The organism is Nonomuraea wenchangensis, assembly GCF_900111685.1.
In the GTDB taxonomy this organism is placed as follows: Bacteria; Actinomycetota; Actinomycetes; order Streptosporangiales; family Streptosporangiaceae; genus Nonomuraea; species Nonomuraea wenchangensis.
The window spans coordinates 426,031-450,555 of record NZ_FOHX01000001.1 but is presented as its reverse complement, the minus strand read 5'-3'; the positions used below and the strand labels follow the sequence as shown (position 1 = coordinate 450,555).

22 protein-coding genes are annotated in these 24,525 nt (G+C 73.0%); 18 read left to right on the top strand and 4 right to left on the bottom strand.

Annotated features, from left to right (window positions below; all coding sequences use genetic code 11):
• The first annotated feature begins 21 nt into the window (after positions 1-21).
• From BMW85_RS02155 to BMW85_RS02135, 5 genes are all read left to right on the top strand, one after another.
• Complete coding sequence (locus BMW85_RS02155; RefSeq protein ID WP_091076121.1) at positions 22-480, top strand: PH domain-containing protein; 459 nt, start codon at positions 22-24, stop codon at positions 478-480.
• 84 nt (positions 481-564) lie between these two features.
• Entirely contained in the window at positions 565-1,431 is an 867-nt protein-coding gene (locus tag BMW85_RS02150) for an AAA family ATPase (RefSeq protein ID WP_091076119.1), read from the top strand.
• Positions 1,424-2,533 carry a vWA domain-containing protein gene (locus tag BMW85_RS02145; RefSeq protein ID WP_091076117.1) on the top strand — a complete coding sequence of 370 codons (1,110 nt, stop codon included), beginning with the start codon at positions 1,424-1,426 and terminating at the stop codon, positions 2,531-2,533. The genes BMW85_RS02150 and BMW85_RS02145 overlap by 8 nt, the downstream gene beginning before the upstream one ends.
• Positions 2,526-3,617, top strand: a complete 1,092-nt coding sequence (locus BMW85_RS02140) for an XdhC family protein (RefSeq protein WP_091076114.1) — start codon at positions 2,526-2,528, stop codon at positions 3,615-3,617. Before BMW85_RS02145 ends, BMW85_RS02140 begins: the two co-directional genes overlap by 8 nt.
• Positions 3,617-4,171 carry a nucleotidyltransferase family protein gene (locus tag BMW85_RS02135; RefSeq protein ID WP_091077138.1) on the top strand — a complete coding sequence of 185 codons (555 nt, stop codon included), beginning with the start codon at positions 3,617-3,619 and terminating at the stop codon, positions 4,169-4,171. Before BMW85_RS02140 ends, BMW85_RS02135 begins: the two co-directional genes overlap by 1 nt.
• Here BMW85_RS02135 and BMW85_RS02130 read toward each other — a convergent pair.
• Positions 4,168-5,055, bottom strand: a complete 888-nt coding sequence (locus BMW85_RS02130) for an endonuclease/exonuclease/phosphatase family protein (RefSeq protein WP_245774560.1) — start codon at positions 5,053-5,055, stop codon at positions 4,168-4,170. The two genes, BMW85_RS02135 and BMW85_RS02130, sit on opposite strands and share 4 nt — an antisense overlap.
• Before the next feature lie 92 nt (positions 5,056-5,147).
• On the opposite strand from BMW85_RS02130, the gene BMW85_RS02125 reads away from it, so the two are divergent.
• The 9 genes from BMW85_RS02125 (at position 5,148) to BMW85_RS02085 (ending at position 14,416) form a co-directional block, all read left to right on the top strand.
• The gene (locus tag BMW85_RS02125) at positions 5,148-6,188 is read left to right on the top strand and encodes an LLM class F420-dependent oxidoreductase (RefSeq protein ID WP_091076110.1); all 1,041 of its coding nucleotides are present in this window, start codon (positions 5,148-5,150) and stop codon (positions 6,186-6,188) included.
• Positions 6,189-6,393: 205 nt separating this feature from the next.
• On the top strand, positions 6,394-7,677 hold the full coding sequence (locus BMW85_RS02120) for a dicarboxylate/amino acid:cation symporter (RefSeq protein ID WP_091076107.1): 1,284 nt from the start codon (positions 6,394-6,396) through the stop codon (positions 7,675-7,677).
• Positions 7,678-7,784: 107 nt separating this feature from the next.
• Entirely contained in the window at positions 7,785-9,350 is a 1,566-nt protein-coding gene (locus BMW85_RS02115) for a serine/threonine-protein kinase (protein WP_091076105.1), read from the top strand.
• A gap of 46 nt (positions 9,351-9,396) precedes the next feature.
• Positions 9,397-10,434, top strand: a complete 1,038-nt coding sequence (locus tag BMW85_RS02110) for a M24 family metallopeptidase (RefSeq protein WP_091076103.1) — start codon at positions 9,397-9,399, stop codon at positions 10,432-10,434.
• A 26-nt stretch (positions 10,435-10,460) separates the two neighbouring features.
• Positions 10,461-11,021, top strand: a complete 561-nt coding sequence (gene efp, locus BMW85_RS02105; RefSeq protein ID WP_091076101.1) for an elongation factor P — start codon at positions 10,461-10,463, stop codon at positions 11,019-11,021.
• A gap of 1 nt (position 11,022) precedes the next feature.
• Positions 11,023-11,433, top strand: a complete 411-nt coding sequence (gene nusB, locus BMW85_RS02100) for a transcription antitermination factor NusB (protein WP_091076098.1) — start codon at positions 11,023-11,025, stop codon at positions 11,431-11,433.
• A 298-nt stretch (positions 11,434-11,731) separates the two neighbouring features.
• Positions 11,732-12,484: a methyltransferase domain-containing protein gene (locus BMW85_RS02095; RefSeq protein ID WP_218155626.1), complete on the top strand. Its 753-nt coding sequence runs from the start codon at positions 11,732-11,734 to the stop codon at positions 12,482-12,484.
• Positions 12,485-12,538: 54 nt separating this feature from the next.
• Complete coding sequence (gene dinB / locus BMW85_RS02090) at positions 12,539-13,780, top strand: DNA polymerase IV (RefSeq protein ID WP_091076094.1); 1,242 nt, start codon at positions 12,539-12,541, stop codon at positions 13,778-13,780.
• Between the two features lie 228 nt (positions 13,781-14,008).
• Entirely contained in the window at positions 14,009-14,416 is a 408-nt protein-coding gene (locus BMW85_RS02085; RefSeq protein ID WP_091076091.1) for an SCO2097 family morphological protein, read from the top strand.
• A gap of 110 nt (positions 14,417-14,526) precedes the next feature.
• Here BMW85_RS02085 and BMW85_RS02080 read toward each other — a convergent pair whose 3' ends face one another.
• Genes BMW85_RS02080 through BMW85_RS02070 form a run of 3 tightly spaced genes read right to left on the bottom strand, consistent with a single transcriptional unit; the run spans position 14,527 to position 19,361 of the window.
• Positions 14,527-16,998 carry a transglutaminase TgpA family protein gene (locus BMW85_RS02080; RefSeq protein WP_091076089.1) on the bottom strand — a complete coding sequence of 824 codons (2,472 nt, stop codon included), beginning with the start codon at positions 16,996-16,998 and terminating at the stop codon, positions 14,527-14,529.
• Between the two features lie 10 nt (positions 16,999-17,008).
• Entirely contained in the window at positions 17,009-18,271 is a 1,263-nt protein-coding gene (locus BMW85_RS02075) for a DUF58 domain-containing protein (RefSeq protein WP_091076087.1), read from the bottom strand.
• Between the two features lie 52 nt (positions 18,272-18,323).
• Positions 18,324-19,361: an AAA family ATPase gene (locus tag BMW85_RS02070; protein ID WP_393180048.1), complete on the bottom strand. Its 1,038-nt coding sequence runs from the start codon at positions 19,359-19,361 to the stop codon at positions 18,324-18,326.
• Positions 19,362-19,792: 431 nt separating this feature from the next.
• On the opposite strand from BMW85_RS02070, the gene mraZ reads away from it, so the two are divergent.
• The 4 genes from mraZ (at position 19,793) to BMW85_RS02050 (ending at position 24,505) form a co-directional block, all read left to right on the top strand.
• Positions 19,793-20,224 carry a division/cell wall cluster transcriptional repressor MraZ gene (mraZ, locus tag BMW85_RS02065; RefSeq protein ID WP_091076081.1) on the top strand — a complete coding sequence of 144 codons (432 nt, stop codon included), beginning with the start codon at positions 19,793-19,795 and terminating at the stop codon, positions 20,222-20,224.
• A 219-nt stretch (positions 20,225-20,443) separates the two neighbouring features.
• Entirely contained in the window at positions 20,444-21,409 is a 966-nt protein-coding gene (gene rsmH, locus BMW85_RS02060) for a 16S rRNA (cytosine(1402)-N(4))-methyltransferase RsmH (protein WP_091077135.1), read from the top strand.
• Positions 21,399-22,025: a 4a-hydroxytetrahydrobiopterin dehydratase family protein gene (locus BMW85_RS02055; protein ID WP_091076078.1), complete on the top strand. Its 627-nt coding sequence runs from the start codon at positions 21,399-21,401 to the stop codon at positions 22,023-22,025. The genes rsmH and BMW85_RS02055 overlap by 11 nt, the downstream gene beginning before the upstream one ends.
• 746 nt (positions 22,026-22,771) lie before the next feature.
• Positions 22,772-24,505 carry a peptidoglycan D,D-transpeptidase FtsI family protein gene (locus BMW85_RS02050; protein WP_454188952.1) on the top strand — a complete coding sequence of 578 codons (1,734 nt, stop codon included), beginning with the start codon at positions 22,772-22,774 and terminating at the stop codon, positions 24,503-24,505.
• Positions 24,506-24,525: the final 20 nt, after the last annotated feature.

The following is a 24,525-nucleotide window of genomic DNA, read 5'->3' as shown; positions in this document are numbered from 1 at the left end:
GAGCTGCGGTAGGTTCTCCTCGTGTCCGAGCCCGCCGTCCCGCCGCCGTCCCTGCCCGTCACCTGGCGCCCGCGCGTCCCGCGCATGGTCGCCTACGGCTCCGCCGCGCTGGTCGTGGCGGGCGCGGTGATCATGGCGATCTTCATCTCCGAGCCGTTCAAGCTGCCCGACCGCATCGCGATCGTCGCGTTCGGCGGGGCGGTGGCGTACGTGCTGCACCTGCTGGGCCGGGTCCGGGTGGACGCCGACGAGCACGGCGTCACCCTCGTCAACGCCGTACGCACCCACCGCTACTCCTGGCCGGAGGTCCTGGAGGTGTCGATGACGCCGGGCGAGCCGTGGCCGCGCGTCGACTTCTCCGACGGCAGCACGATCGGCGCGATGGGCATCCAGGGCTCGGAGAAGGACCGCGCCGCGCGGGCCGTCGCCGAGCTCACGGCGCTGATCCACGAGCGCGGGGAGGCGCCGGAGCGGCCCTGACGGTGGGTCGGGCCGGCGCCGCACCTTATGCCGGGGCGAGTGTGGACGTAGCCTGAAGGCGTGCTGCGCCGGACAATCAGGACGATGGACATCCAGTCGCCGGAAAAGCTCATCGAGCTGCTCGACCGGCACGCTTATTTGGCCGACGAAGGACTCGCGACGGCCGCCTTCCTCGCGCTGCGCATGGGACGGCCGCTGTTCCTGGAAGGGGAGGCGGGCGTCGGCAAGACCGAGCTGGCCAAGACCCTGGCCGCGCTGCTCGGCGCGCCGCTCATCCGCCTCCAGTGCTACGAGGGCCTGGACGCCGCCCAGGCGCTCTACGACTGGGACTTCGCCCGCCAGCTCCTGCATCTCAAGGCCGCCGAGGCGGCCGGGGCCACCGACGTGCGCCGCCTGGAGGGCGAGATCTACGACCGGCGCTTCCTCATCGCCCGCCCGCTGCTGAAGGCCGTCGAGACGCAGCCCAGCGTGCTGCTGGTGGACGAGATCGACCGGGCCGACGACGAGTTCGAGGCGTTCCTGCTGGAGGTCCTGTCGGACTTCACGATCTCGATCCCCGAGCTGGGCACGATCAGGGCGAAGACGCCGCCGGTGGTCGTGGTGACCTCCAACCGCACCCGTGAGGTCCACGACGCGCTCAAGCGGCGCTGCCTCTACCACTGGCTGGAGCACCCGGGCTACGACCGCGAGGTGGCGATCCTGCTGCGCCGCCTGCCGCACTGCACCGAGACCCTCGCGCTGCAGGTGGCGCGGGCGGCCGAGCGGCTGCGCCAGGCCGACCTGGTCAAGCCGCCCGGCGTGGCCGAGACGCTGGACTGGACGGAGGCGCTGCTCACGCTGGGCGCGAAGGAGCTGGACCCGGGGCTCGCCGCCGCCACGCTGGGGGCGGCGCTGAAGTACCGGGAGGACGTGGTGAGCGTCCTCGGCAACGGGCTGCTCTCCCATGACTGACCGGGACGCGTCCGGGGACGCCGGCGGGCTGGTCGCCGTCATGACGGGCTTCGCCAGGACGCTGCGGGCGGCCGGGGTGGCCGCCGACCACGACCGCACCCAGAGCCTGCTGGCCGCGCTCGCCCACCTCGACGTGACCGACCGCGCCGCCGTCTACTGGGCCGGGCGGCTCACGCTGTGCGCGTCGCCGGACGACCTGCCCCGCTACGACCGCTGCTTCGCCGCCTACTTCGCCGGGCGGCGCGCGACGCTCGCCCGTACGGCCGTGACGAGCGTCACCCGGCACCTGGCGGCGCGCGAGGACCCGGGCGGCGAGGAGGAGGGCGACGGCGAGGCGACGGCCGCGCCCGCGACCGCGAGCCGCGCCGAGATCCTGCGCCACCGGGACGTGGCCAGGCTCACCGAGGCCGAGCGGGCCGAGGTGCACCGCCTGCTGGCCCTGCTGCGCGACCGGCGGGCCCGGCGGCGCTCGCGCCGCTTCGAGCGGGCCCACCGCGGCGCGCTCGACCGGCGCCGGACGATCAGGGAGGCGCTGCGCAAGGGCGAGGTGGCCGGGCTCCGCCACCGCGCGCACGCCACCCGGCCCCGTACGGTGGTGCTGTTCGTGGACGTCAGCGGCTCCATGGCCCCCTACGCCGAGACGCTGCTGCGCTTCGCCCACGCCCTGGTCAGGAGCGAGCCGCGGGCCACCAGGGTCTACTCCGTCGGCACCCGCCTCACCCCGCTCACCGCCGAGCTGCGCCACCGCGACCCCGGCACCGCGCTGAACGAGGCGTCGAAGGCCATCCCCGACTGGAGCGGCGGCACCCGGCTGGGGGAGGAGCTGCGCGAGTACCTTTCCCGGTTCAGCGCGCGGGGCGCGATCGTGGTGATCGCCTCCGACGGCTGGGAGCGCGGCGATCCCGGTCTGCTCGCCGCCCAGATGGCCAGGCTCTCGCGGCAGGCGTACCGCATCATATGGGTCAACCCGCACAAGGGGTACGAGGACTATCAGCCCCTCACGGGGGGCATGCGGGCCGCACTGCCGTACATCGACGACCTGGTGGCCGGGCACAGCCTGGCCGCCTACGAGCAACTCAGCGAAAGGCTCGCCCATGCGTGACGTGCTGCCGGAGATCATGCGCTGGTACCGGTCGGGGCTCAGGTTCGGGCTCGCGACCGTGGTCAGCACGTTCAGCAGCGCGCCGCGCCCGCCCGGCGCGGCGATGGCGGTGCGCGGCGACGAGGTCGTGGGCAGCGTGTCCGGTGGCTGCGTCGAGGGCGCGGTGTTCGAGCTGGCCGCCGCCGTCGACACGCCGGTGCTCCAGCGCTACGGCGTCAGCGACGACGACGCCTTCGCCGTCGGCCTGACCTGCGGCGGCATCATCGACATCCTCGTCGAGCCCATCTCGCCCGAGACCTTCCCCGAGCTCGGCGAGGTGGCCGCGTCGATCGAGGCGCGCGAGCCGGTCGCCGTCGCCACCGTCGTCTCGGGCCCCGGCCGGATCGGGGCGCGCCGGATCGTCTGGCCGGACCGCGCCTCGGGCACGCTCGGGGTGCGCCGGCTCGACGAGGCCGTGGACGACGACGCGCGCGGCATGCTCGCCCAGGGCGCGACCGGCATCCGCCGCTACGGCGGCGAGGGGGAGCGGCGGCTGGACGACCTCGCGGTGTTCGTGCACGCGTTCGCGCCGCCGCCGCGCATGCTGGTGTTCGGGGCGATCGACTTCGCGGCGGCGGTGGCGCGGGTCGGCAAGTTCCTCGGCTACCACGTCACGGTGTGCGACGCCCGGCCGGTCTTCGCCACACCGAAGCGTTTCCCCGACGCCGACGAGGTCGTGGTCAAGTGGCCGCACGACTACCTCGCCACGGTGGAGGTGGACGAGCGCACGGTGATCTGCGTGCTCACCCACGACCCGAAGTTCGACGTCCCGCTGCTGGAGGTGGCGCTGCGCACCGGCGCCGGGTACGTCGGGGCCATGGGCTCGCGGCGTACCCACGAGGACCGCCTGGCCCGGCTGCGCGAGGCCGGGCTCGGCGAGGAGGAGCTGTCCCGGCTGCGCTCGCCCATCGGCCTGGACCTCGGCGCGCGCACCCCCGAGGAGACCGCCGTGTCGATCGCCGCCGAGCTGATCCAGCTCCGCTGGGGCGGCACCGGCCGCCCGCTGTCCACCACCCACGGCCGCATCCACCACGAGTCGCCGTGATCGCGGGACTGCTGCTCGCGGCCGGGCGCGGCGAACGGCTCGGCACCCCGAAGGCGCTCGTCGAGTACGCCGGCGAACGCCTGCTCGACCGGGGCGTGCGGCTGCTGGCGGAGGGCGGCTGCCGCCCGGTCGTGGTGGTGCTGGGCGCGGCCGACGCGGACGTGCGCGGGGCGGTCGTGGTGCGCAACCCCGGCTGGGCCTCCGGCATGGGCTCGTCGCTGCGGGCCGGCCTGGCCGCGCTGCCCGAGGAGGCGGAGGCCGTGGTGATCGCCCTGGTGGACCAGCCGCTGATCCGGCCGGGCGCGGTGCGCGCGCTGATCGAGGCGCGCGCCGGGCTGGCCGTCGCGACGTACGGGGGCCGGCGCAGGAACCCGGTGCTCATCGCCCGCGAGCACTTCGCCGGGGTGGCCGAGCGCGCGGTGGGGGACGTCGGGGCCCGCGCGTTCATCCAGGCCCATCCCGAACTGGTGACCGAGGTGCCGTGCGACGGTCACGGCGACCCCGCCGACATCGACACGCCGCAGGACCTCGCCGCCCTGCGAAGCCAGGGCTAGAAGCGGAACGAGGCGATCGCCGCGCGGTGGTCGCTGCCGGTCGCCGGGGCCACCCCCGCCTTGGTGGCCTCCATCCCCTTGAACAGAATGTGGTCGGGCCGGGTGACCGGGAACCCGGCCGGCCAGGTGAAGCCGAACCCGTCGCCCGCCACGCTCTGCGCGTCGGTGAGCGGCGGGGTGAGGCCGCGCAGGTTGCGGTCGGTGGTGGCGGTGTTGAGGTCGCCGAGCAGCAGGATGCGCCTGCTCGGGTCGGCGTCGACCAGGGCGCGGGCGCGGGCCAGCGAGGCGTCGCGCGAGGCGGTGTGGCCGGGGCGGGCCGAGGCGAGGTGCATGACGTAGACGGTGACCTTGCCCTTGGGGGTGTCGGCGACGGCGCGCAGGGCGCGCGGCCAGCCCAGGCCGACGTCGAGCGGCTCGGTGCGGGTGAGCGGGTAGCGGCTCCACAGGCCGACGGTGCTGACCGGGTAGTGGTACTTGAACATCTTGTTGAGCTGCTTGGCGGCCGGGCCGCCGGGCGTCAGCTCCTGGGCGGCCAGCAGGTCGAGGTCCTTGGCGATGGCGCGTACGGCCTCGCCGGAGGCGTCGTTGCGCACCCCGACGTTGACCGTGCCCACGGATAGGTCGCTGGCCCCGCCGGGCGGCGTGCGCAGCAGCGTCGAGCCGAACATCGCCGCCCACACCACCCCCGGCACCAGCGCGGCCGCGGCGGCCACGGTGGAACGCGCCAGCGCGGCGGCGAGCAGCAGCACCGGCACGGCCAGCCCGATCCAGGGCAGCAGGCTCTCCAGGACAGGGGTGAACCCGCCGAGCGAGGGGATCAGCCGATGACCTGCCAGAGCCGCCGCCACGACCGCCGACAGCACCACGACAACGCGACTCAGCACCCGTCCCAGGCTAGCCGCTCCCCGTCCGAGAGCCGACGCGATAGCCTGTTCGCGTCGAAACGGAACATCATTCGGTTCTAGGGGAGCCCGGCATGCGCATCGGTATGGCAATCAACTACTCGGGCGGCTTCAAGGAGACCGTCGCCGAGCTGGCGGACTACGAGAAGGCCGGACTGGACATCGTGTTCGTGGCCGAGGCATACAGCTTCGACGCGGTCAGCCAGATGGGCTACATCGCGGCGAAGACCGAGCGGCTGCAGATCGCCTCCGGCATCCTGCCGATCTACTCGCGCACGCCGACGCTCCTGGCCATGACCGCCGCCGGGCTCGACTTCGTCTCCGACGGGCGTTTCACGCTCGGCATCGGCGCGTCGGGGCCGCAGGTGATCGAGGGCTTCCACGGGGTGCCGTACACCGCGCCGCTGGCGCGTACGCGGGAGGTCATCGAGATCTGCCGCCAGGTGTGGCGGCGCGAGCGCGTGGAGCACCAGGGCCGCCACTACCAGGTGCCGCTCCCGCCCGGCCAGGGCACCGGCCTCGGCAAGGCCCTGAAGATCATCAACCACCCGGTGCGCCCCCGCATCCCGATCGTGGTCGCCGCCATCGGGCCCAAGAACGTCGAGCTGGCCGCCGAGCTGGCCGAGGGCTGGGAGCCGATCTTCTACGTGCCGGAGAAGGCCGGCGACGTGTGGGGCGAGGCCCTGGCCGCGGGCAAGGCCGCGCGCGACCCCGAGCTGGGTGAGCTGGACGTGATCGCGCAGGCGTCCCTCGCGATCGGCGACGACGTGTCGGGGCTGCTGGAGTTCGGGCGGCCGATGGCGGCCCTCTACATCGGCGGCATGGGCGCCAAGGGCAAGAACTTCTACAACGACCTCGCCAGGCGCTACGGCTACGAGAAGGAGGCCGAGGAGATCCAGGACCTCTACCTCGCGGGCAAGAAGGACGAGGCCGCCGCCAAGGTGCCCACCGAGCTGCTGGAGAAGCAGTCGCTGATCGGCAGCGAGGGGTTCGTGCGCGACCGGGTGCAGGCGTTCAAGGAGTCGGGGGTCACCACGCTCAACGTGGCGCCGCTCGGGCGTACGCACGAGGAGCGGGTCCGGCTCATCGAGCAGATCAAGGAGATCGCCGGCTGACCGGCCGAGTGGGGTGAATCACCCTTCCCGCGAGGAATGCTCCGGATCTTTCCGGTGTTGCCAGCCTCCGTGAGGTTCTCCCTGGTGCTCGTGCTGCTCGTCGGGCGGCTGCACGTCGACCTGTGCCGGTTGCACACGTCGCTGTGTCGCTGACCGTACGACGTCGCGACCATCCACAACCTCACAAGTCCGGAGCTTTCCTCCCGTGAAGAGATTCTCCTTCTCGCTCCAGCTCCTCACCGGCCTCGCCGCCGGCGTCGCGCTGGGCTTCGCCGCCAGGATCTGGGACGTGACCTGGCTGGCCGAGACCCTGAACAGGGTCGGCCAGATCTTCGTCCAGCTGCTCAAGCTCGCCGTGCCGCCGCTGGTCTTCACCGCCGTGCTGGTCAGCGTCGCCAACCTGCGCAACGTCAACGGCGCGGCCAGGCTCGCCGTCAAGACCCTGATGTGGTTCCTGATCACCGCCGCGGTGTCGGTGGCCCTCGCCATCGGGCTCGGCCTGCTCATCGACCCCGGCCGCGGCGTCACCCTCGACACCGGCGCCGCCAGGGCCCCCGAGCACGCCGGCACCTGGCTCGACTTCGTCACCGGCATCCTGCCCACGAACGTCGTCACCGCCTTCACCGAGGTCAACGTCCTGCAGATCGTCTTCCTCGGCGCCGTGCTCGGCGCGGCCGCCCTGGCCGCCGGGGAGAAGGCCGAGCCGGCGCTCGCGCTCGCCCGGTCGGTGCTGGAGCTGGTCCAGAAGGCGCTGTGGTGGGTCATCAGGCTCGCGCCGATCGGCACGGCCGGCCTCATCGGCAAGGCCGTGTCCACGTACGGGTGGGACCTGCTCGCGCCGCTCGCCAAGTTCAGCGCCGGGGTCTACGCCGGCTGCCTCCTGGTGCTGCTGGCCGTCTACCCGGTGCTGCTGGCGGTCTGGGGCAAGGTCAGCCCCGTGCGCTTCTTCCGCAATGCCTGGCCCGCGATCGAGCTGGCGTTCGTCTCGCGCTCGTCGGTCGGCACGCTGCCGCTGACGCAGCGCGTCACGGTCGAGCGCAACGGCGTGGACCCCGACTACGCCTCCTTCGCGGTGCCGTTCGGCGCCACCACCAAGATGGACGGCTGCGCCTCGGTCTACCCGGCGCTCGCCGCGATCTTCGTGGCGCAGGTCTTCGGCGTGCCGCTCGGGCTCGGCGACTACCTGCTGATCGCGTTCGTCTCGGTCGTCGGCTCGGCCGCCACCGCCGGGCTCACCGGCGCGACCGTCATGCTGACGCTCATGCTCAGCACCCTGGGGCTGCCGCTGGAGGGCGTCGGCCTGCTGCTGGCCATCGACCCGATCCTCGACATGATGCGCACCGCCACCAACGTCGCCGGCCAGATGGTGGTGCCGGTGCTGGTGGCCCGCTCGGAGGGCCGACTCGACACGGCGGTCTTCGACGCCCCGCCGCAGCCGCTCGACGACACCGCAGGGCGCACCCGCGTTCCGCAGCCCGCCGCCGCCTGATCACGGGCCCTTTCCGGCCGGTGCCCCGTACCGGGTTCGGGGGCGCGCGGAGCCGTAGGGCCCTATGGTGGGTCGAAATCGATGATGTTCGAGTGTTTGGCGGGGATATGTCCGACGCGACGACGCCGGCGTTGATAGCCGACCGGTACCGGCTGGAGGAGCGCATCGGCGCCGGGCCGGTGGGCGAGGTGTGGCGGGGGTACGACACCCGCGCCGACTGGGTCGTGGCCGTGAAGCTGTTGCGGGGCGCCGGCACCCCCGAACTGCTCAGGCAGCACGCCCAGGCCGTGGCCAAGGTCATCCATCCGAACGTGGCCATGGTGCTGGACGTCGGCGAGCACGACGGGGCGCCGTTCCTGGTGATGGAGCACCTCACGGGGCCGAGCCTCGGCGAGGAGCGGCAGGCCGCGGGCGGCGCCCTGGGCGTGGTGGAGACGTGCGACCTGGTGGCGCAGGCGGCGGCCGGGCTGGACGCCGCGCACCGGGCCGGGGTGGTGCACGGGGAGATCGACCCGGACAGCTTCCGGCGGGCCGGCAGCGGCGTGCTCAAGGTCGTCGGGTTCGGGCTCGGCGGCGCGGCCACCCCCGGCGGCGACCCTCGCTACCTGGCCCCGGAGCGGGCCGCGGGGGCCGAGGCGCGGCCCGCCGGCGACGTGTACGCCCTCGGCTGCGTCTGCTACGAGCTGCTGTGCGGACGCCACCCCTTCGAGGCCGCAGGGACGGAGGACGTCTCCGCCACCGGCGCCGCCGGCGGGGGGCCGGTGCCGCCCGGCGCGCTCAGGCCCGGGGTGCCCGCCGAGCTGGACCGCCTGGTGCTCGCCATGATCGCGGAGGATCCCGCGCGCCGCCCGGCCGGCGGCGAGACCGTCCGCCGCGCGCTGGTGAACATAGCCCACCCCCGCGCCAACCCCGACGCCCCCGCGGCTCCGGCCGGCATGCCCGTGACCGGCGCCATGCTGCGCGAGGGCGTACCCGGCGCCTCCCGGGGCGCCTCACCGGCGCCCCGCGCCGGGGACACCGCCGTCTACCAGGCCGGCGACCTCGCGATGGAGGGCCCGCGGCAGCCGGCGCGCGGCGGGCGCAGGCTCGCCGTCCAGCTCGGCGCCGCCGTGGCCGCCATCGTCGCGGTGACCGTCGGCATGGTCCTCTGGGCGAACGCGGGCGACGACCCCGCGGATCGTGACCCCGTCGCGGTGGCCACTCCCAGCGAGGCGCCCACCACGGCCGCCGTGCCGGGACAGACGCCCACCACGACGTCCGACTGGCCCACCGGCGAGCCCTCCAGTCCGCCGGCCCAGGCGTCCCCGGGCAACGTGATCACCTTCGGGCCGGACAGCGAGCTGCCCAGCGCGCTGCGCGAGACGCCCCCCGTCCGCGGCACCCTCCGCCCGGGCCAGGAGCCGCCCGGCGGCTTCGGCCGGTGGCTGGCCGCGTTCGACCAGGCCGTGACGCACCAGGTCGGCACCAACGGCATCAACCCGCACGTCGCGGAGAAGGCCCACGACAAACTGCGCAAGGCGGCGGGCAAGTACGCCGCGGGCCACCGCGACGGCGCGCTCAAGGAGGTCTCCCGGGTCTACCGCGACCTCCAGCGCGCCCAGCAGAAGGGCGACATGGAGCCGACCGGCCCGCTCGCGGAGTTCATCCGGGAATGGGCCGTCCCGGACCGCTGACCCGCCGCGCGCCGCGAGGGCCCGGGAGTGGCCGTAGATTGACGGGATGACCTTCGACCACGCGGCGCGCCTGGCGCGGCTCGCCGCGCTGCTGCCCGCCCGCGAGGTGCCCGCGCTCCTCGTCACCTCCGCGGTCAACGTCCGCTACCTGACGGGCCTGGCCAGCTCGAACGCGGCCGTCCTGGTCCGGGCCGACGGCTCGGCGCTGCTCGCCACCGACAACCGCTACATCGGCAAGGCCCGCACCCTCGGCGTCCCGGTCGTCGAGGCGTCCGACGTCGCGGCCCGGCTGGCCGAGCCGGGCGCGGGCATCGAGGCGGCGAGCATGACCGTGGCCACCTACCGCCGGCTGGGCGCGGGGCTGGTGCCGCTCGGCCCGGTGGTGGAGGAGCTGCGCGCGGTCAAGGACGACGACGAGCTGGAGCTGCTGCGCACCGCCTGCGCGATCACCGACCAGGCGTTCGCCGACGTGTCGGCCCGCGTCGTGCCCGGCATGACCGAGCGCGAGCTCGCCCGGCTGCTGGAGAACCGCATGACGGAGCTGGGCGCCGACAAGCCCGCGTTCGACTCGATCGTGGCCGCGGGCGAGAACGGCGCGATCCCGCACCACGCCCCCACCGACAGGGAGCTGCGCGCCGGCGACCTGGTGACGATGGACTTCGGCGCCCGCTACCAGGGCTATCACGCCGACATGACGCGTACGGTCAGCCTCGGCCCGCCCGCCGGCTGGCAGCGCGAGATCTACGACCTGGTGGCCGCCGCCCAGCGGGCGGGCCGGCACGCGCTCGCGCCCGGCGCGTCGGCCGGCGACGTGGACCGCGCGGCCCGCTCGATCGTGGCGGAGGCGGGCCACGGCGAGCACTTCAGGCACGGACTCGGGCACGGCGTCGGCCTGGAGATCCACGAGGAGCCGTTCCTGGGCCCCTCGCGTACCGGTAGACTAGAGGATCGAGTTCCGATCACTGTCGAGCCCGGGGTCTACCTCCCCGGCCGAGGCGGCGTCCGGATCGAGGACACCCTCGTGACCCGTGCGGGCGGGCCGGAGCTTTTCACCAAGACATCCAAGGAGCTGCTCATCCTTTAGAGCGGCCGCACGCGGGAGTAGAACGAGTGGCGACGACCAACGACCTCAAGAACGGCATCGTGCTGAAGCTCGAGGGCGGTGAGCTCTGGAGCGTTGTCGAGTTCCAGCACGTCAAGCCGGGCAAGGGCGGCGCGTTCGTGCGCACCAAGCTCAAGAACGTCCTCTCCGGCAAGGTCGTCGACAAGACCTTCAACGCCGGCGTGAAGGTCGACGTGGCCAACGTCGACAAGCGCGAGATGCAATATTCCTACCGCGACGGCGACGACTTCGTCTTCATGGACACCGAGACCTACGACATGGTCAACGTGCCCGCCGGCACGGTCGGCACCGCCGCCAACTACATGCTGGAGAACACCACGGCCACGGTCGCCTTCAACGAGGGCGCCGCCCTCTACGTCGACCTGCCCGCCGCGGCCGAGCTCACCATCGCCAGCACCGAGCCGGGCCTGCAGGGCGACCGCTCCACCGGCGGCACCAAGCCCGCCACGCTGGAGACCGGCGCGGAGATCAAGGTCCCGCTGTTCATCACGACGGGCGAGAAGGTGAAGGTCGACACCCGCACCGGCGAGTACCTCGGCCGGGCCTGAGGTGTCCGCACGCGGCAAGGCGCGCAGGCGTGCGCTCGACATCCTCTTCGAGTCCGAACTACGCGACGAGGACCCACTGAAGATCCTCGCCGAGCGCGTGGAGCGCAAGGAGCCCCCGGTCAACGAATACACCTCGGCCATCGTCGAGGGCGTGGCGCGGCACCGCCCGCGCATCGACGAGCTCATCACCACCTACGCCGAGGGCTGGACCCTCGACCGCATGCCCGCGGTCGACCGCAACCTGCTGCGCGGCGGCACCTACGAGCTGCTGTGGATGCCCGACGTCCCCGAGGGCGTGGTGATCAGCGAGTGGGTGCACCTGGCGGGCGAGCTGTCCACCGACGAGTCCCCTCAGTTCGTCAACGGGCTGCTGGCCAGATTCAAGCAACTCAAGCCAAGCCTCACCCTTTAGAGACCCGTCGAAACCGGTCGTTTCGGGGTAGCCTCCAAGCACAGCGACCGCTCGGCCGTGGGGGCGCGGGCGGCGTGATCGCCCACGGAGAAGTGGCGCGTCACCAGCCGCGACGCGCCCCTTCTGCGTTTTCCGCCCATCTCGGGCCTGTTTTCCGGCCTTCGCGCCGCCTTCCTCGCGCCGCCGTCCCCGTGCGGGGCAGCGGGCGATGCCCCGCACGGCGTAGGCTGGGGCGCGTCCGCGAAGGAGCCCGCCGCGAAGCAGCAGCTCGCGGGGCGAGAGGGAGGCGAGCCCAACGGTGCGTGCTGAAAGCGTCACGAGGACCCCGGCGGTGCGCACCGCCGTCGTCTGGGACGCGCTGCGGTCGGTCCTGGCCGAGCGGAGCGAGGCCACCGGCCGCGAGGCGCTCGACATCGTCGACGCCGGCGGGGGCACCGGCGGCTTCGCCGTGCCGCTCGCCGCGCTGGGCCACTCCGTGACCGTCGTCGACCCGAGCCCCGACTCGCTGGCCGCGCTGGAGCGCCGGGCCAAGGAGAAGGGCGTGGGCGTGCGTTCGCTGCAGGGCGACGCCGACGCCCTGGGCGAGCTGCTCCAGCGTGACAGCGCCGATCTGGTCCTCTGCCACAGCGTCCTGGAGTACGTCGAGGACCCCGTCAGCGCGCTGTCCGCCGTCGCGGGCGTGCTGCGTCAGGGCGGCGCGGTCAGCGTGCTGGCCGCCAACCCGGTCGCCACCGCGATCCACCGCGCTCTCGCCGGGCAGTTCGACGAGGCGCGGGCGGTGCTCGGCGACCCCCGGGGAAGCTGGGGCGAGCGCGACCCCACGCCCCGCCGCTTCACCGCGGAGGCGCTGGCCGGGCTGCTGGAGGCCGCCGGGTTCTCGGCCGGTCCGGTCCACGGCGTACGCGTCTTCGCCGACCTGGTGCCGAGCCGGCTGGTGGACGGCGAGCCCGGCGCGGCCGAGTCGCTGGCGGCGCTGGAGCAGGCCGCCTCCGCGCATCCCGTGCTGCGTGACATCGCGACCCAGCTCCACGTGCTGGGCCGGCGCGCCTGAACGCCCCTCCGGGCGTCCTCTGGTATCGAATTCGTGTTCGGATAGAATCGACGCGTGTCCCGTAAGCAGATCACCGGCATCGGCCCCGCTCCGCGCACCGGGGCCGATGACAGCGGCTGCCCGATACTCCACGTCGACATGGACGCCTTCTTCGCCAGCGTCGAGCTGCTCGAACGCCCCGAGCTGCGCGGCCGGCCGGTCATCGTGGGCTCGCCCGCCGGGCGCGGCGTCGTGCTGAGCGCCACCTACGAGGCCCGCGCCCACGGCGTGCACTCCGCGATGCCGATGAGCCGGGCCCGCAGGCTCTGCCCGCAGGCCGTGATCATCCCGCCAGGACACGGCAAATACTCCGAGGTCTCCAAGGGCGTCATGGAGATCTTCCACGCGATCACCCCGCTGGTCGAGCCGATCGCCTCCGACGAGGCGTTCCTCGACGTCGGCGGCGCCCGGCGGCGGCTCGGCCCGCCCGCCGCCATCGCCGCGATGATCAAGGAGCAGGTTCTCGACCGCTACGGCATCACGTGCTCGGTGGGCGTGGCCGCCAGCAAATTCGTGGCCAAGCTGGCCTCCAAACAGTGCAAGCCGGACGGCCTGCTGGTGGTCCCGGCCGACGAGGTGGTCGCCTTCCTGCACCCGCTGCCCGTGTCGGCCCTCTGGGGCGTCGGTGAGCGCACCGAGCAGTCCCTGGTCCGCCTCGGCATCCGCACCGTCGGAGACCTCGCGAGGGTGCCGCCGGGCACGCTCCAGCGCGAGCTGGGCCAGGCGGTGGGCGGCCATCTGGCGGCGCTGGCCTGGGGGCGCGACGAGCGTCAGGTGACCGCGCACGTGCCCGACAAGAGCATCGGCAACGAGGAGACCTTCGCCGCCGACGTCGACGACCCCGGCGTCATCAGGCGCGAGCTGCTGCGGCTGTCGGAGCGGGTCGCCGCGAGGATGCGTAAGGGCGGCCACGTGGGAAGAACTGTAAGTGTGAAGCTTCGCCGAGCCGATTTCACGACGATCACGCGCTCGCGCACGCTGCGTGAGCCGACCGACGTGGCCCAGGTGATTTACGCCACCGCCTGCGAGCTCTACCAGGCCGCGGGCCTGGAGCGGGTGCGGCTGCGCCTCGTGGGGGTCCGGATGGAGAACCTGCGCCCGGCGGAGGAGGCCACCAGACAGCTCAGTCTCGGCGAGCGCGAGACCGGGTGGCGGGAGGCCGAACAGGCGATGGACAAGGCAATCCGAAGATTCGGTCCCGATGCGGTGGTCCCAGCGTCGCTCGTACGTGGCAAGCTTGATGAAATAGAGACATGACGCCGATGTCCCTACTTCGTGGTGCGCCGGAGTCGCTATTTTGGGGAGAGGGGGGCGAGATGGGCCACAATGGAGCCATGACGTCACCTCCGGTTTGGTCTGCGTTGGACGTTTGCTTTCGCCTACGTCTACAGCCTCGTATTCTGGGGATAACCGACCGCGAGGTTCGGACACCCCGTGTCGTCCGTTGCCGTCTTCCCCGTCCTGGGGCTGTCCTTGGGAGGCGCCGTGCCGCTCTCTGAGCACGAGCAGCGCTTGCTCGACCAGATCGAGCAGGCCCTCTACGCCGAGGACCCGAAGTGGGCCAACACCGTAAGGATCAGTGACCCGCGCCGCCACTACAAGCGTCGCCTCATCAAGGCCACCATCGGCTTTGCCCTCGGCGTCGTCGTCATGATGGTCGGTGTCGTCGTGAGCGGCAACGCTCTGATCCCCCTCGGCGTCGGCGGTTTCGTGGTCATGCTCGCCGCGTGTCTGTGGGGCCTGTCGAGCTGGAAACGCATGAACGGGTTCGGCGACGTCCCGCCGGCCGCCCCAGGGCAGGCCGCGCCGGGCAAGCCCGCCCGCCGGACCAACCGGGGCACCTTCATGGAGCGCATGGAGGAGCGCTGGCGCCGCCGGCACGACGAGCGCTGAGCCCGCCGCCCCGCTGACCCGCGCCCCACGGGGCGCGCCATGACGCAAGAGAGCGTGCGGCCCCTCCCCGACGTGGGGAGGGGCCGCACGCTCTCTCATGTTCCGCCCGGTCAGGAGCCCTTCTCGGCGGCCGTACGGCGCAGCCTGATGGTCTCCAGCAGGTCGAACCCGTCCAGCAGCCGCTCGCCGAAGCCGCGCAGCCGCCGCAGGGTGGACGGTGGCAGCAGCACCGCCAGGATCCGCCGCCGCCGCGGCACCGTGGCCGCGATGGCCTGGCGCACCGTGCGCAACTCCTTGCGCAGCGGCCCGGTGCGGCCCGGGTCACGGGCGAACAGCACCCGCTCGACGGCCGAGGCGATGGCCGTGAGGGCCGCCGCCGCGTCCGCGCCGAACTCGTACTGCTGGACCAGCCGGCGTGCCAGCGCCCGTGGGGTCTCGCTGGCGTGGCGGGCCAGGCCGTAGTCGTACAGGACGTCGTCCAGCTCGGCCCAGGCGGCCGTGACCGAGGGGACACGTTCGGTGGCGGCCGTCCTCGACGTCACCGCCGTCGCCTCGTCCTGCGATCTCGTCGCCTGCCGGTCCAGGGCGCGTACCCGCCGGCTCCTGGTGACCAGCCGCGCGGCGGCGGGGATCAGCAGGACGAGCAGCAGCCCAGCGAGGCCGAGGCCGACCTTGCCGATCACCGGCGCGGACTCCTCCGTGGCCGGCACGCCGCCCGCCAGGAGCTGGCTCTCCCGGTCCACCGCGCGCGGGTTCTGCTGCGAGCCGGGGGCGATCTCGTCGCCGCCCGCCGAGCTCGTCGCGCCGGGCGTCGGCGTCGAGGAGTCGCCGGTGGTCTCCGGCGCGGGCACCGAGTACGCCGGCGCCCGCGCGCTGCCCTGCCCGAGCGAGCCCGAGGGCGTCGGCTCGAACGGCAGCCAGCCCACCCCGTCGAAGTACAGCTCGGGCCACGAGTGGGAGTCGTTGGTCCCCACCTGCCACCGGCCGCCGACGGTGCTCCCGCCGGTGTAGCCGATGGCCACCCGCGACGGGATGCCCATCAGCCGGGCCAGCACCGCCATTGACGCGGCGAACTGCTCGCAGTAGCCCGTCCGGCTGTGCAGCAGGAAGTCGGCGAGCGCCGAGTTGCTGTGCCCCTGCGTACGCAGGTTGTAGGTGAAACCGCCGTCCTCGGTGAACCACTTCTGCAGCTTCACCGCCGCCTCGTACGGCGAGGAGACCTCCCCGACGATGCGCCGCGGCAGCGCCCGGATCTCGGCCGGCAGGTCGTCGGGCAGCGCGAGGAAGCGCGGGTCCACCGCGTCCCGGTCGAACGGCAGCGACTCCAGCAGCTCGCGCGTCGGCTCCGGCTCCGACGTCAGCACCTGGTAGTCCAGCCCCGCCGCCTCGTCCCGGGTGGAGAAGACCATCAGCGTGTCCACGTCGGCCCGCCAGTCGCCGTCCACCTGGATCTCCCTCGGCGGGTACGGCAGCGGCAGGAACATCAGCTCCGCGATCTCGTCGCTGATCTCGATGTCGGTGGTCACGTTCGTGACGTCGGTCCTCCCGGTCAGCCCTGGCGGCTCGGGCAGCGGGCCGTTGTCCGTGCGGTTGGCGACGGCGCCCTTCGGCTTGGTCATGCCGAACTGCTGGCCGTCGAACGTGTCGAGCGTGTAGATCCGCAGGTAGCGCGGCTGGTTGTCGTTGCTGGCGTAGGTGAGGACCACGCGCCGCTCGGGCAGTTCGAGCTGGCCCTTCAGGTTGGCGATCGGGTTGGGGATGCTGATGGAGTTGCCACGCCCGCCCGTCCCGCTGCCGCCCACGCCGAACTGGAAGAACGACACCGGCTCCATCGCCGGCAGCAACGCGGGCACCAGCACGGCCAGCGCGATCGCGGCGAACCCGATCCGCTTGCCCGAAAGCCGCAGCCCGCTCGTGTCGGCCGCCGCCGACGGCCGCGCCGGAGCCGAGGTCCGTCCGGGGACCCGCGGCGCCGGCGTCGCCGCCATGCGGGTCCTGCGCACCAGCACCGCCCGGCCCCAGTGGCCGATCCGCTCCCGCCCGTCCGCGACGAGCAGCCCGACGAAGCCGAACGCGGCGATGATGAACGCCGGCCAGCTGATCGGGTCAGGCAGGATCGTCGCCGGGACCGTCGCGAGCGCCAGCAGCGGCAGCCCCGCCAGGGCGGCCCGGCGCAGCCGCGCCGCGAACAGGTCCACGAGGATCGCGATGAGCGCGACCCCACCGGTGGCCAGCAGCACGATGCCCTCGGTGTTGGGCACCGGGGCGGCGAAGCGCTGGATGTCGGCCCAGCCGACCCCGAGCAGCCGGCCGAGCTCCAGCACCGACGCCTTCGTCGGCACCACCAGCCCCCACGCCTCCTCCGCGGCGAAGGACATCGTCAGGTAGACCCACGTGGCGGCCAGGGCCAGGGCCGGCGCCGCCCACGCGGGCAGCGACAGGCGGCTGCTCACCAGGCCGGCCAGCATCACGGCCAGCACGGCGCCGAGCGACGACCAGAACCACGTCCCGCCCTCGAACAGGGGATACAGCAGGATGGCCGCGGTGAACGTGGCCGCTGCCGAGGCGATGGTCAGTCTCATTTCCTCCCCCTCACGCCGGGCCTCCCGCGGGATTGAGCACGTACCGGCCGCGGTTGGCGGCGTGCTGCCAGACCGACGCGATCGAGGCGCCCGCCGGCAGGTTGACGATGCGCCAGCCGTAGCCTGCGAGCACCGCCTGCACGGCCTGGTGGTCGTCGGCCGAGCCCGGCCCGCCGCCGTCCCAGGTGCCGACGTCGAGCAGCACCGCCACGCCGGTGATGCTGCTGTGCCGCAGCCGGGCCAGCTCCCTCGCCTCCTCCGGCTCCAGCGCGCCGAGCACGGCCACGATCAGGCCGTCGCCGCCGCCCTGGCGCAGCGCGGAGACGCCCATCTCCAGCGAGCGGGCCGGGCTCTGCCTGATCACGGCGAGGGTGTCGAGCAGCGAGTAGCTGAGCCCGCTGTCGGTCAGGTGCTCGGGCCCCTGGTCGGTGACCAGCCGCAGGCCCAGGCCCTCGTGGGCGAGGTGCACGCCGATGGAGGCCGCGGCCGAGACCGCCACCTCGAACGACGAGCGCGGCCCCTCGCCGCGGTGCGCGTGCCGGCGGGTGTCGAGCAGGAGCGCGCCGCGGCTCTGCCACTGCTGCTCCTCCCGCCGTACCATCAGCTCGCCGCGCCGGGCGGTCGAGCGCCAGTGCACCCGGCGCAGGTCGTCGCCCTGGCGGTACTCGCGCGGCGCCACGTCGTCGTCGCCGGCCGCCGCCACGCTGCGGGTACGGCTCTCGCCGCCGCCCGACCACTCGCCCGACAGCCGTACGTGCGGCAGCGCCGCCACGTGCGGGGTCACCACGAGCGTGTCGCTGATGGTGAACGAGCGGGTCAGCTCCACCAGCCCGAACGGGTCGGCGATGCGGATGGACAGGGGCCCGATCGTGTAGCGGCCCCGCAGGTCGGAGCGCACCCGGTAGTCGATCTCCCGCACGCCGCGCGGCTCGACCCGGTCCAGCACGAACCGGGGCCGCACGCCCAGCGCGTACGGGACCGTGTCCTCGATGAGCAGCAGCCCGGTGGGCAGCCGGGTGACGTTCTCCAGCCGCAGGGTCACGGTGGCCTCGCCGCCCACCTCCGCCCTCGGCGGGTCCAGCCGCCGGGCGCAGCTCAGCCGGTAGCGGGTCCGCGCCACCACCATGGCGGCCAGCAGCGGCAGCGCCGTGATCAGCACGCCGATCCTGAACAGGTCGCTCTCGCCGAGGAAGAACGCCATCAGCAGGGCCGCGATCCCCGAGGCGAGGAACGAGCGGCCCCTGCTGGTCAGCGCCCGCAGCCCGGCCCTCATGACGTGCCGCCCGTGCCGTGCGGCCCGGAGGCGTGCGCGCGCCGCCGGTCCATCAACGGCCCCGCGTCTCCGGCACCGGCACGCGCCTGATCAGGTCGGCCACCACCTGCTCGGGCAGCCGGCGCTGGCCCTGGGCCTCGACGCTCGGCAGCAGCCGGTGGGCGAGCACGGGGATCGCGAGGTCCTGAAGGTCGTCGGGGATGACGTAGTCGCGGCCGGCCAGGGCGGCGTGCGCCCTCGCGGCCCGTACGAGCTGCAGCGTGGACCGGGGCGAGGCGCCCAGCCGCAGGTCGGGGGAGTGGCGGGTGGCCACGACCAGGTCGATGGCGTACTTCTTGACCGGCTGGGAGACGTACACGCCGCGCACGGCCTCGATGAGCGCCCGCACCTCCGACGTGGTCGCCACCGGCTCCAGCTTGTCCAGCGGCGAGGCGCCGCCGTGCACGTCGAGCATCTCCAGCTCGGCCGTGGGCTCGGGGTAGCCCATGGCGACCCGCGCGGTGAAGCGGTCGCGCTGGGCCTCGGGGAGGGGATAGGTGCCCTCCATCTCGATCGGGTTCTGGGTGGCGATCACCATGAAGGGCGCGTCGAGCCGGTACGTCTCGCCGTCCACCGTCACCTGGTGCTCCTCCATGCATTCGAGGAGCGCCGACTGCGTCTTGGGGGAGGCGCGGTTGATCTCGTCGCCCACCACGATGTTGGCGAAGACCGGCCCCGGCTTGAACTCGAACTCCCGGGTCTGCTGGTTGTAGGCGCTCACCCCGGTGATGTCGCTGGGCAACAGGTCGGGGGTGAACTGCACGCGGCGTACGGGACAGTCGATGGAACGCGCCAGCGCCTTGGCCAGCATGGTCTTGCCGACGCCGGGGACGTCCTCGATGAGCAGGTGGCCCTCGGAGAGCAGGACGGTGAGGGTGAGGCGGACGGCGTCGCCCTTGCCCTCGATCACCGACTCGATCGCCTCGCGGATCCGGTGGGCCACGGTGACCAGCTCGTCGAGCTGGGGAGGGACGTCATGGGTTACTGCCACCAGGCCTCCATGAGAAGTGCGACGGCTGTCCCGGCGTTGCCTTTGCGGGAGCCATGCCATTCCTTTTCCATTGTGTGTACGACCCTACGACGCTGTGGGTTCTCGAGCGACATTTGTGGATATTCCAGGGAACCTGGGCGATGTTCCCGATTCCGTGCCGCCGGGGTACGCGTCCTGTGACACACTGGCCCGCGCGCCACTCCACCTTCCTCCACGCGGCCGTCCCCCGGCCGTCCCCCGGGCCCTTCCCGAGCCGCCCGAGCCCGCGTTCCCCGGCTCCGCCGAAGTCTCGACACGCCCATGAGAGTTGGTCGCGCCCGCACCCCCCTCCACTCCGCCCCACCCCTCTGACCTGCGGCGACGCAAACGAAACCGATGGTGAAGACGGTTCGAATCAGTTGACGGTGGGGAGAAGTGGAGTATGGTGGTGCGCAGTGGAGGGCACGGTGCGCCAGCGCTGAGCGCTTCGCCAGGCACGGGAGGTGGCGCCGATGTTCCTCGGCACCCATCACCCGCGCCTCGACGACAAGGGACGGCTGTTCCTGCCGGCTAAGTACCGTGAGGAGCTGGCGGAGGGTCTTGTGATCACCAAAGGCCAGGAGCGATGCCTCTACGTTTTTCCCGTGGAGGAGTTCCAGCGCATTACCGAGGCTCTCCGGACCGCCCCGGTCACCGCCAAGGCGGTGCGTGACTACAGCCGCGTCTTCTTCGCCAGCGCGTCCGACGAGACACCGGACAAACAAGGACGCGTCACCATCCCGCAGGGCCTGCGCCACTACGCCGGCCTGGAGCGTGACTGCGTCGTCATCGGAGCCAACACCCGGCTGGAGATCTGGGACTCCCAGGCCTGGGACACCTATCTCAGCGCACAGGAGCAGGCGTTCGCCGATCTGTCGGAGGAGGTGCTGCCAGGGATCTTGTGATGTAGCCACGGTCGATCCGTCGGAGCTGTCGTTCGGCGAGGTCTCCACCCGCAACCACTGCCGGTCAACTGATGCACCTTCCCCGGTGTCAGTGGACGGGCTTCCACGAAGAGGGTGCGGATGGGGACCTGGCCGGGCGGCGCCGGGTGGGGACCCAGAAAGAAACGGATCGATCTGTACGCGTCATCCGCGAGCAAGGACGCGAAAGGGGGGTTGGAGATGCAGGACGACGTCGGCACGGGTGGTCACGTTCCGGTGATGCTCGGGCGCGTACTGGAACTGCTGGGCCCAGCGCTCACCGGCCCCGACCCCGTCGTGGTCGACGCCAATCTCGGCCTCGGCGGTCATTCCGCGGCCCTGCTCGCGGCCCACCCGTCGCTTCACCTGATCGGCATCGACCGCGACCCGTTCGCGATCGAGCACTCCACACGGAGGCTGAGCCCGTACGCGGACCGCATCACGCTGGTCCACGCCTCCTCCGGCGACCTGCGGGAGGTGCTCGAGCAGGTCGGCCGCCCCGTCGTCAACGGGGTGCTGTTCGACCTCGGGGTGTCCTCGCCGCAGCTCGACGAGGCCGGACGCGGGTTCGCCTACTCCTACGACGCGCCGCTCGACATGCGCATGGACACCGAGCAGGAGCTGACGGCCGAGACGGTGGTCAACACCTACTCCGCCGCCGAGCTGACCCGCATTCTGCGCGTCTACGGCGAGGAGAGATTCGCTCCGCGTGTCGCGGCCCTGATCATCAAAGAACGCGCCAAAGAGGCCATAACCTCGACCAAGCGGCTCGCGGACATCGTGCGCGACGCGATCCCCGCCGCTACCCGGCGCACCGGGGGCAACCCCGCCAAAAGGACTTTTCAGGCGCTGCGCATCGAGGTGAACGCGGAACTGTCCGCCCTGGAGGCGGCGCTGCCCGCGGCACTCGACGCGCTCGCCCTGGGTGGTCGAGTCGTCGTGCTCTCATACCACTCACTTGAGGACCGGCTCACCAAGCAGGCCCTCACGGCGCGAACCAGGGACACCAGCCCCCCCGGGCTGCCCGTCCCCCTGGAGGCTCACCAGCCCAGGTTCCGCCTGCTGACGAGGGGAGCGGAGCTCCCGAGCGAAGAAGAAGTCGCCCGCAACCCGCGGGCGACCTCGGCCCGGCTACGGGCGGCAGAGAGGATCCGTGTTGACGACTGAGCAGGAGACCGGCCGGGTCGCGGCCGTGCGCCGCGCGGCGCCCGCCGCAGCGTCCAAGGTGGGTTCCAAGAGCGGTTCCAAGACGGGGGCCAAGACGGTTCCCCGGACCGGCGTGCGCCGGTCCCCGGCCCCGCACCAGTCCAAGCCGCATCCGCCCGAGCCGCAGCAGCCGAAGGCCCGCGCCCGCACCGAGGCACGCCCGGAGCCCCGCACCGAGGCACGAACCGGGACCCGCACCGAGGCGCGTCCCGGCACCCGTACCAGCGCGCGTCCCGAGGCCGCGAGCAGGCCGGCGCGGCCCGCGGCGGCGCGGCGGCCCGCGCGGCGCCAGCGCACGCCGTTCGTGCTGCTCGTCGTCGGGCTGATGTCCGGCGGCCTGGTCAGCCTGCTGCTGCTCAACACCATGCTCGCGCAGGACGCCATCACCGACGCCAAGCTGCGCGAGCAGATCGCGGTCGCGCGTCAGGAGAAGGAGAAGATCGAGCAGGACTACCAGCGCAAGACCCAGCCCGGCGTCATCGCCGAGCTCGCCGAGCAGCAGGGGCAGCACCCCGACTGGGACAACGTCAACAGCTGGAACGGCGACCAGGCACCCCAGGCGGACACGCAGCGGTGAGGGAATCAGGCGGCAGGGGGCAGGGACCCGGCCGCGGCGCCGGCGGCGCCGGCTCTCAAGGAGGGCCCGGCGCCGCTCGTCGTACGCCGGGCGGACCGGGACGGACGGGGCGTCAGGGCGGCTCCGCCCGTTCGGAGGGTTCGGGCCGCCCGGCGTCGCCGGACAACCCGCCCCGGCAGCCGCGCAAGCGACCCGATCCGCTGGACCTGCCGTTCGGGCCCGACGACGACCCCCGCGCCCGCCCGTCCAGGGACGACGACCGCCCCCGTGGCCGCGCCGGCGCCCAGAGCCGCGACACCGGCCCGCGCACCCCGGGCGGCCGGGACGACGACCGCCCCCGCCGCACCTCCGCCGAGCGCGACGACGCGGGCCGGTCCCGCCGTGCGCCCGGGGAGCGGGACGACGAGCGTCTGCGGGGACGCGTCCAGGACCAGGACGACCGGCGCACGCTCCGGGAGGGGCGCCCGGGCGAAACACGAAGCCGAGGACGCCAGGACGACGACGCACGGGCACGTGGCGACCGGGCGGGTGACGGCCGGGCCCGTGGTGGACGGGACGACGACGGGCGGGCACGAGGACGTCAGGACGACGGGCCGGCGCGCCGGGCCCGGCCGGGCGAACGTGACCGCGTCCCGCCGCGCCGTCCCGCCGACGGCCCCAGGGGCCCGCGCGGCGGGGACGTCCCGCCGCCGAGGGGTCCCGGCCGCCGCCCGCCGGCCCCGCCGCGCCCGCCGAAGCCGCCGCTGGTGCTGCGGCTCGGCAGCCCGCGCCGGCGCGTCAACATCGGCCTGATCGGCATGACGTTCGTGCTGTCGATCTTCGCGGGCCGCCTGATCCAGATGCAGGGCCTCGACTCCAAGGTCTACGAGGCCGCCGCCGTCGACCAGCGCCAGCACGTCGAGACGATCCCCGCCAAGCGCGGCTCGATCACCGACGCCAATGGCCACGACCTGGCGGTGACGGTCGAGGCGCGCGAGCTGTCCATCGACCCGTCCAAGATCACCGACGCCGGGGTGCGCGCGAAGATCGCCAAGATCCTCGCCCAGCAGCTCGGCAAGAGCGAGCAGGACATGGCCGCCAAGCTGGCCCGTACCGACACCCGCTATCAGCGCCTGGCGAGCGACGTCGACCCGCTCGTGGCGAGCAGGCTGCTGCAGGCGTCCATCCCGGCGCTGAACGCGAAGAAGACCTACCGCCGCCTCTATCCGGCGGGCGACCTCGCGGGCAGCCTCATCGGCTTCGTCGGCGACGAGGGCAAGGGCCTGATCGGCATCGAGCGCACCAGCAACAAGGTGCTCGCCGGCCGCGACGGCCGGCAGCGCGTGGAGACCGGCCGCGACGGCCAGCGCATCCCGATGACCAGCAGTCAGCGCACGGCCCCGGTCAACGGCCAGGACGTCCGGCTGACCATCGACCGCGACGTCCAGTGGGCCGCCCAGAAGTCGGTCGCCGACCAGGTCAAGAAGTCGGGCGCGGACAGCGGCACGGTCATCGTCATGGACGTGCGCACCGCGCAGATCGTCGCCATGGCCAACGCCCCCGAGCTCGATCTCGGCAACTGGCGCTCGGCCCCGGCCTCCAGCCAGATCAACAAGGCCGCCGCCGACGTCTTCGAGCCGGGCAGCACCAACAAGGTCATCACGGCCGCCGCCGCGCTGGAGGCCGGGATGGTCACCCCGGACACGGTGTTCGAGGTGCCCGACCGGATCAAGTGCTACGACCAGGTGCTGCGCGACGCGCACGCGCACGCGGCCGAGTCGATGACGTTCCGCCAGGCGATGGCCGAGTCGAGCAACGTGGCCACGGTCATGGCCGCGCGCAAGGTCGGCAGCGCCCGGCTGTACGCGATGCTGAAGGCGTTCGGCTTCGGCAGCACGCCGGGCGGCGGGGTGCCGGGCGCCGAGGCGGGCCTGCTGCCCGACTACCGGAAGTGGTCGGGCAGTCAGAGCTGCACCGTAGCCTATGGACAGGGCGTGTCGGTGACCGCGCTGCAGATGGCCAGCGTCTACCAGACCATCGCCAACGGCGGGGTCAAGATCGAGCCGCAGATCGTGGCCGGCGCCACGGACGCCTCCGGCCACTTCGTCCCGGCCGCGCCGGGCAAGCAGACCAGGGTGGTGAGCGAGACCACCGCCAAGGAGATCACGACCATGCTGGAGAGCGCCGTCGGCGAGGAGGGCACCGGCCATCTGGCCGCCATCCCCGGCTACCGGGTGGCGGGCAAGACCGGCACCGCCAACCGCTACGACGCCGGCCTCGGCCGCTACGACGGCTACACTGCGTCGTTCGTCGGGTTCGCGCCGGCCGACGACCCGCGCCTGGTGGTGCTGTCGGTGCTGCAGAACCCGAAGAACGGGCACTTCGGCGGGCAGCTCGCGGCCCCCGTGTTCAAGGATGTGATGACGTTCGCCATCAAGAGCAAGAAGATTCCTCCCACAGGCTCCTCCGCGCCGCCGGTGCGTACGCGCGCCGGAGAGTGACCAGGGAAGGTACGCTCTCG

What these genes read in the sequence shown, in the direction of transcription:
- BMW85_RS02140 (WP_091076114.1), top strand. Translation starts at nt 2,526, where the DNA reads ATGCGTGACGTGCTGCCGGAGATCATGCGCTGGTACCGGTCGGGGCTC.
- BMW85_RS02115 (WP_091076105.1), top strand. Translation starts at nt 7,785, where the DNA reads ATGTCCGACGCGACGACGCCGGCGTTGATAGCCGACCGGTACCGGCTG.
- mraZ (WP_091076081.1), top strand. Translation starts at nt 19,793, where the DNA reads ATGTTCCTCGGCACCCATCACCCGCGCCTCGACGACAAGGGACGGCTG.
- BMW85_RS02125 (WP_091076110.1), top strand. Translation starts at nt 5,148, where the DNA reads ATGCGCATCGGTATGGCAATCAACTACTCGGGCGGCTTCAAGGAGACC.
- BMW85_RS02075 (WP_091076087.1), bottom strand. Translation starts at nt 18,271, where the DNA reads ATGAGGGCCGGGCTGCGGGCGCTGACCAGCAGGGGCCGCTCGTTCCTC.
- BMW85_RS02110 (WP_091076103.1), top strand. Translation starts at nt 9,397, where the DNA reads ATGACCTTCGACCACGCGGCGCGCCTGGCGCGGCTCGCCGCGCTGCTG.
- rsmH (WP_091077135.1), top strand. Translation starts at nt 20,444, where the DNA reads ATGCAGGACGACGTCGGCACGGGTGGTCACGTTCCGGTGATGCTCGGG.
- BMW85_RS02080 (WP_091076089.1), bottom strand. Translation starts at nt 16,998, where the DNA reads ATGAGACTGACCATCGCCTCGGCAGCGGCCACGTTCACCGCGGCCATC.
- BMW85_RS02145 (WP_091076117.1), top strand. Translation starts at nt 1,424, where the DNA reads ATGACTGACCGGGACGCGTCCGGGGACGCCGGCGGGCTGGTCGCCGTC.
- BMW85_RS02150 (WP_091076119.1), top strand. Translation starts at nt 565, where the DNA reads ATGGACATCCAGTCGCCGGAAAAGCTCATCGAGCTGCTCGACCGGCAC.
- BMW85_RS02070 (WP_393180048.1), bottom strand. Translation starts at nt 19,361, where the DNA reads ATGGCATGGCTCCCGCAAAGGCAACGCCGGGACAGCCGTCGCACTTCT.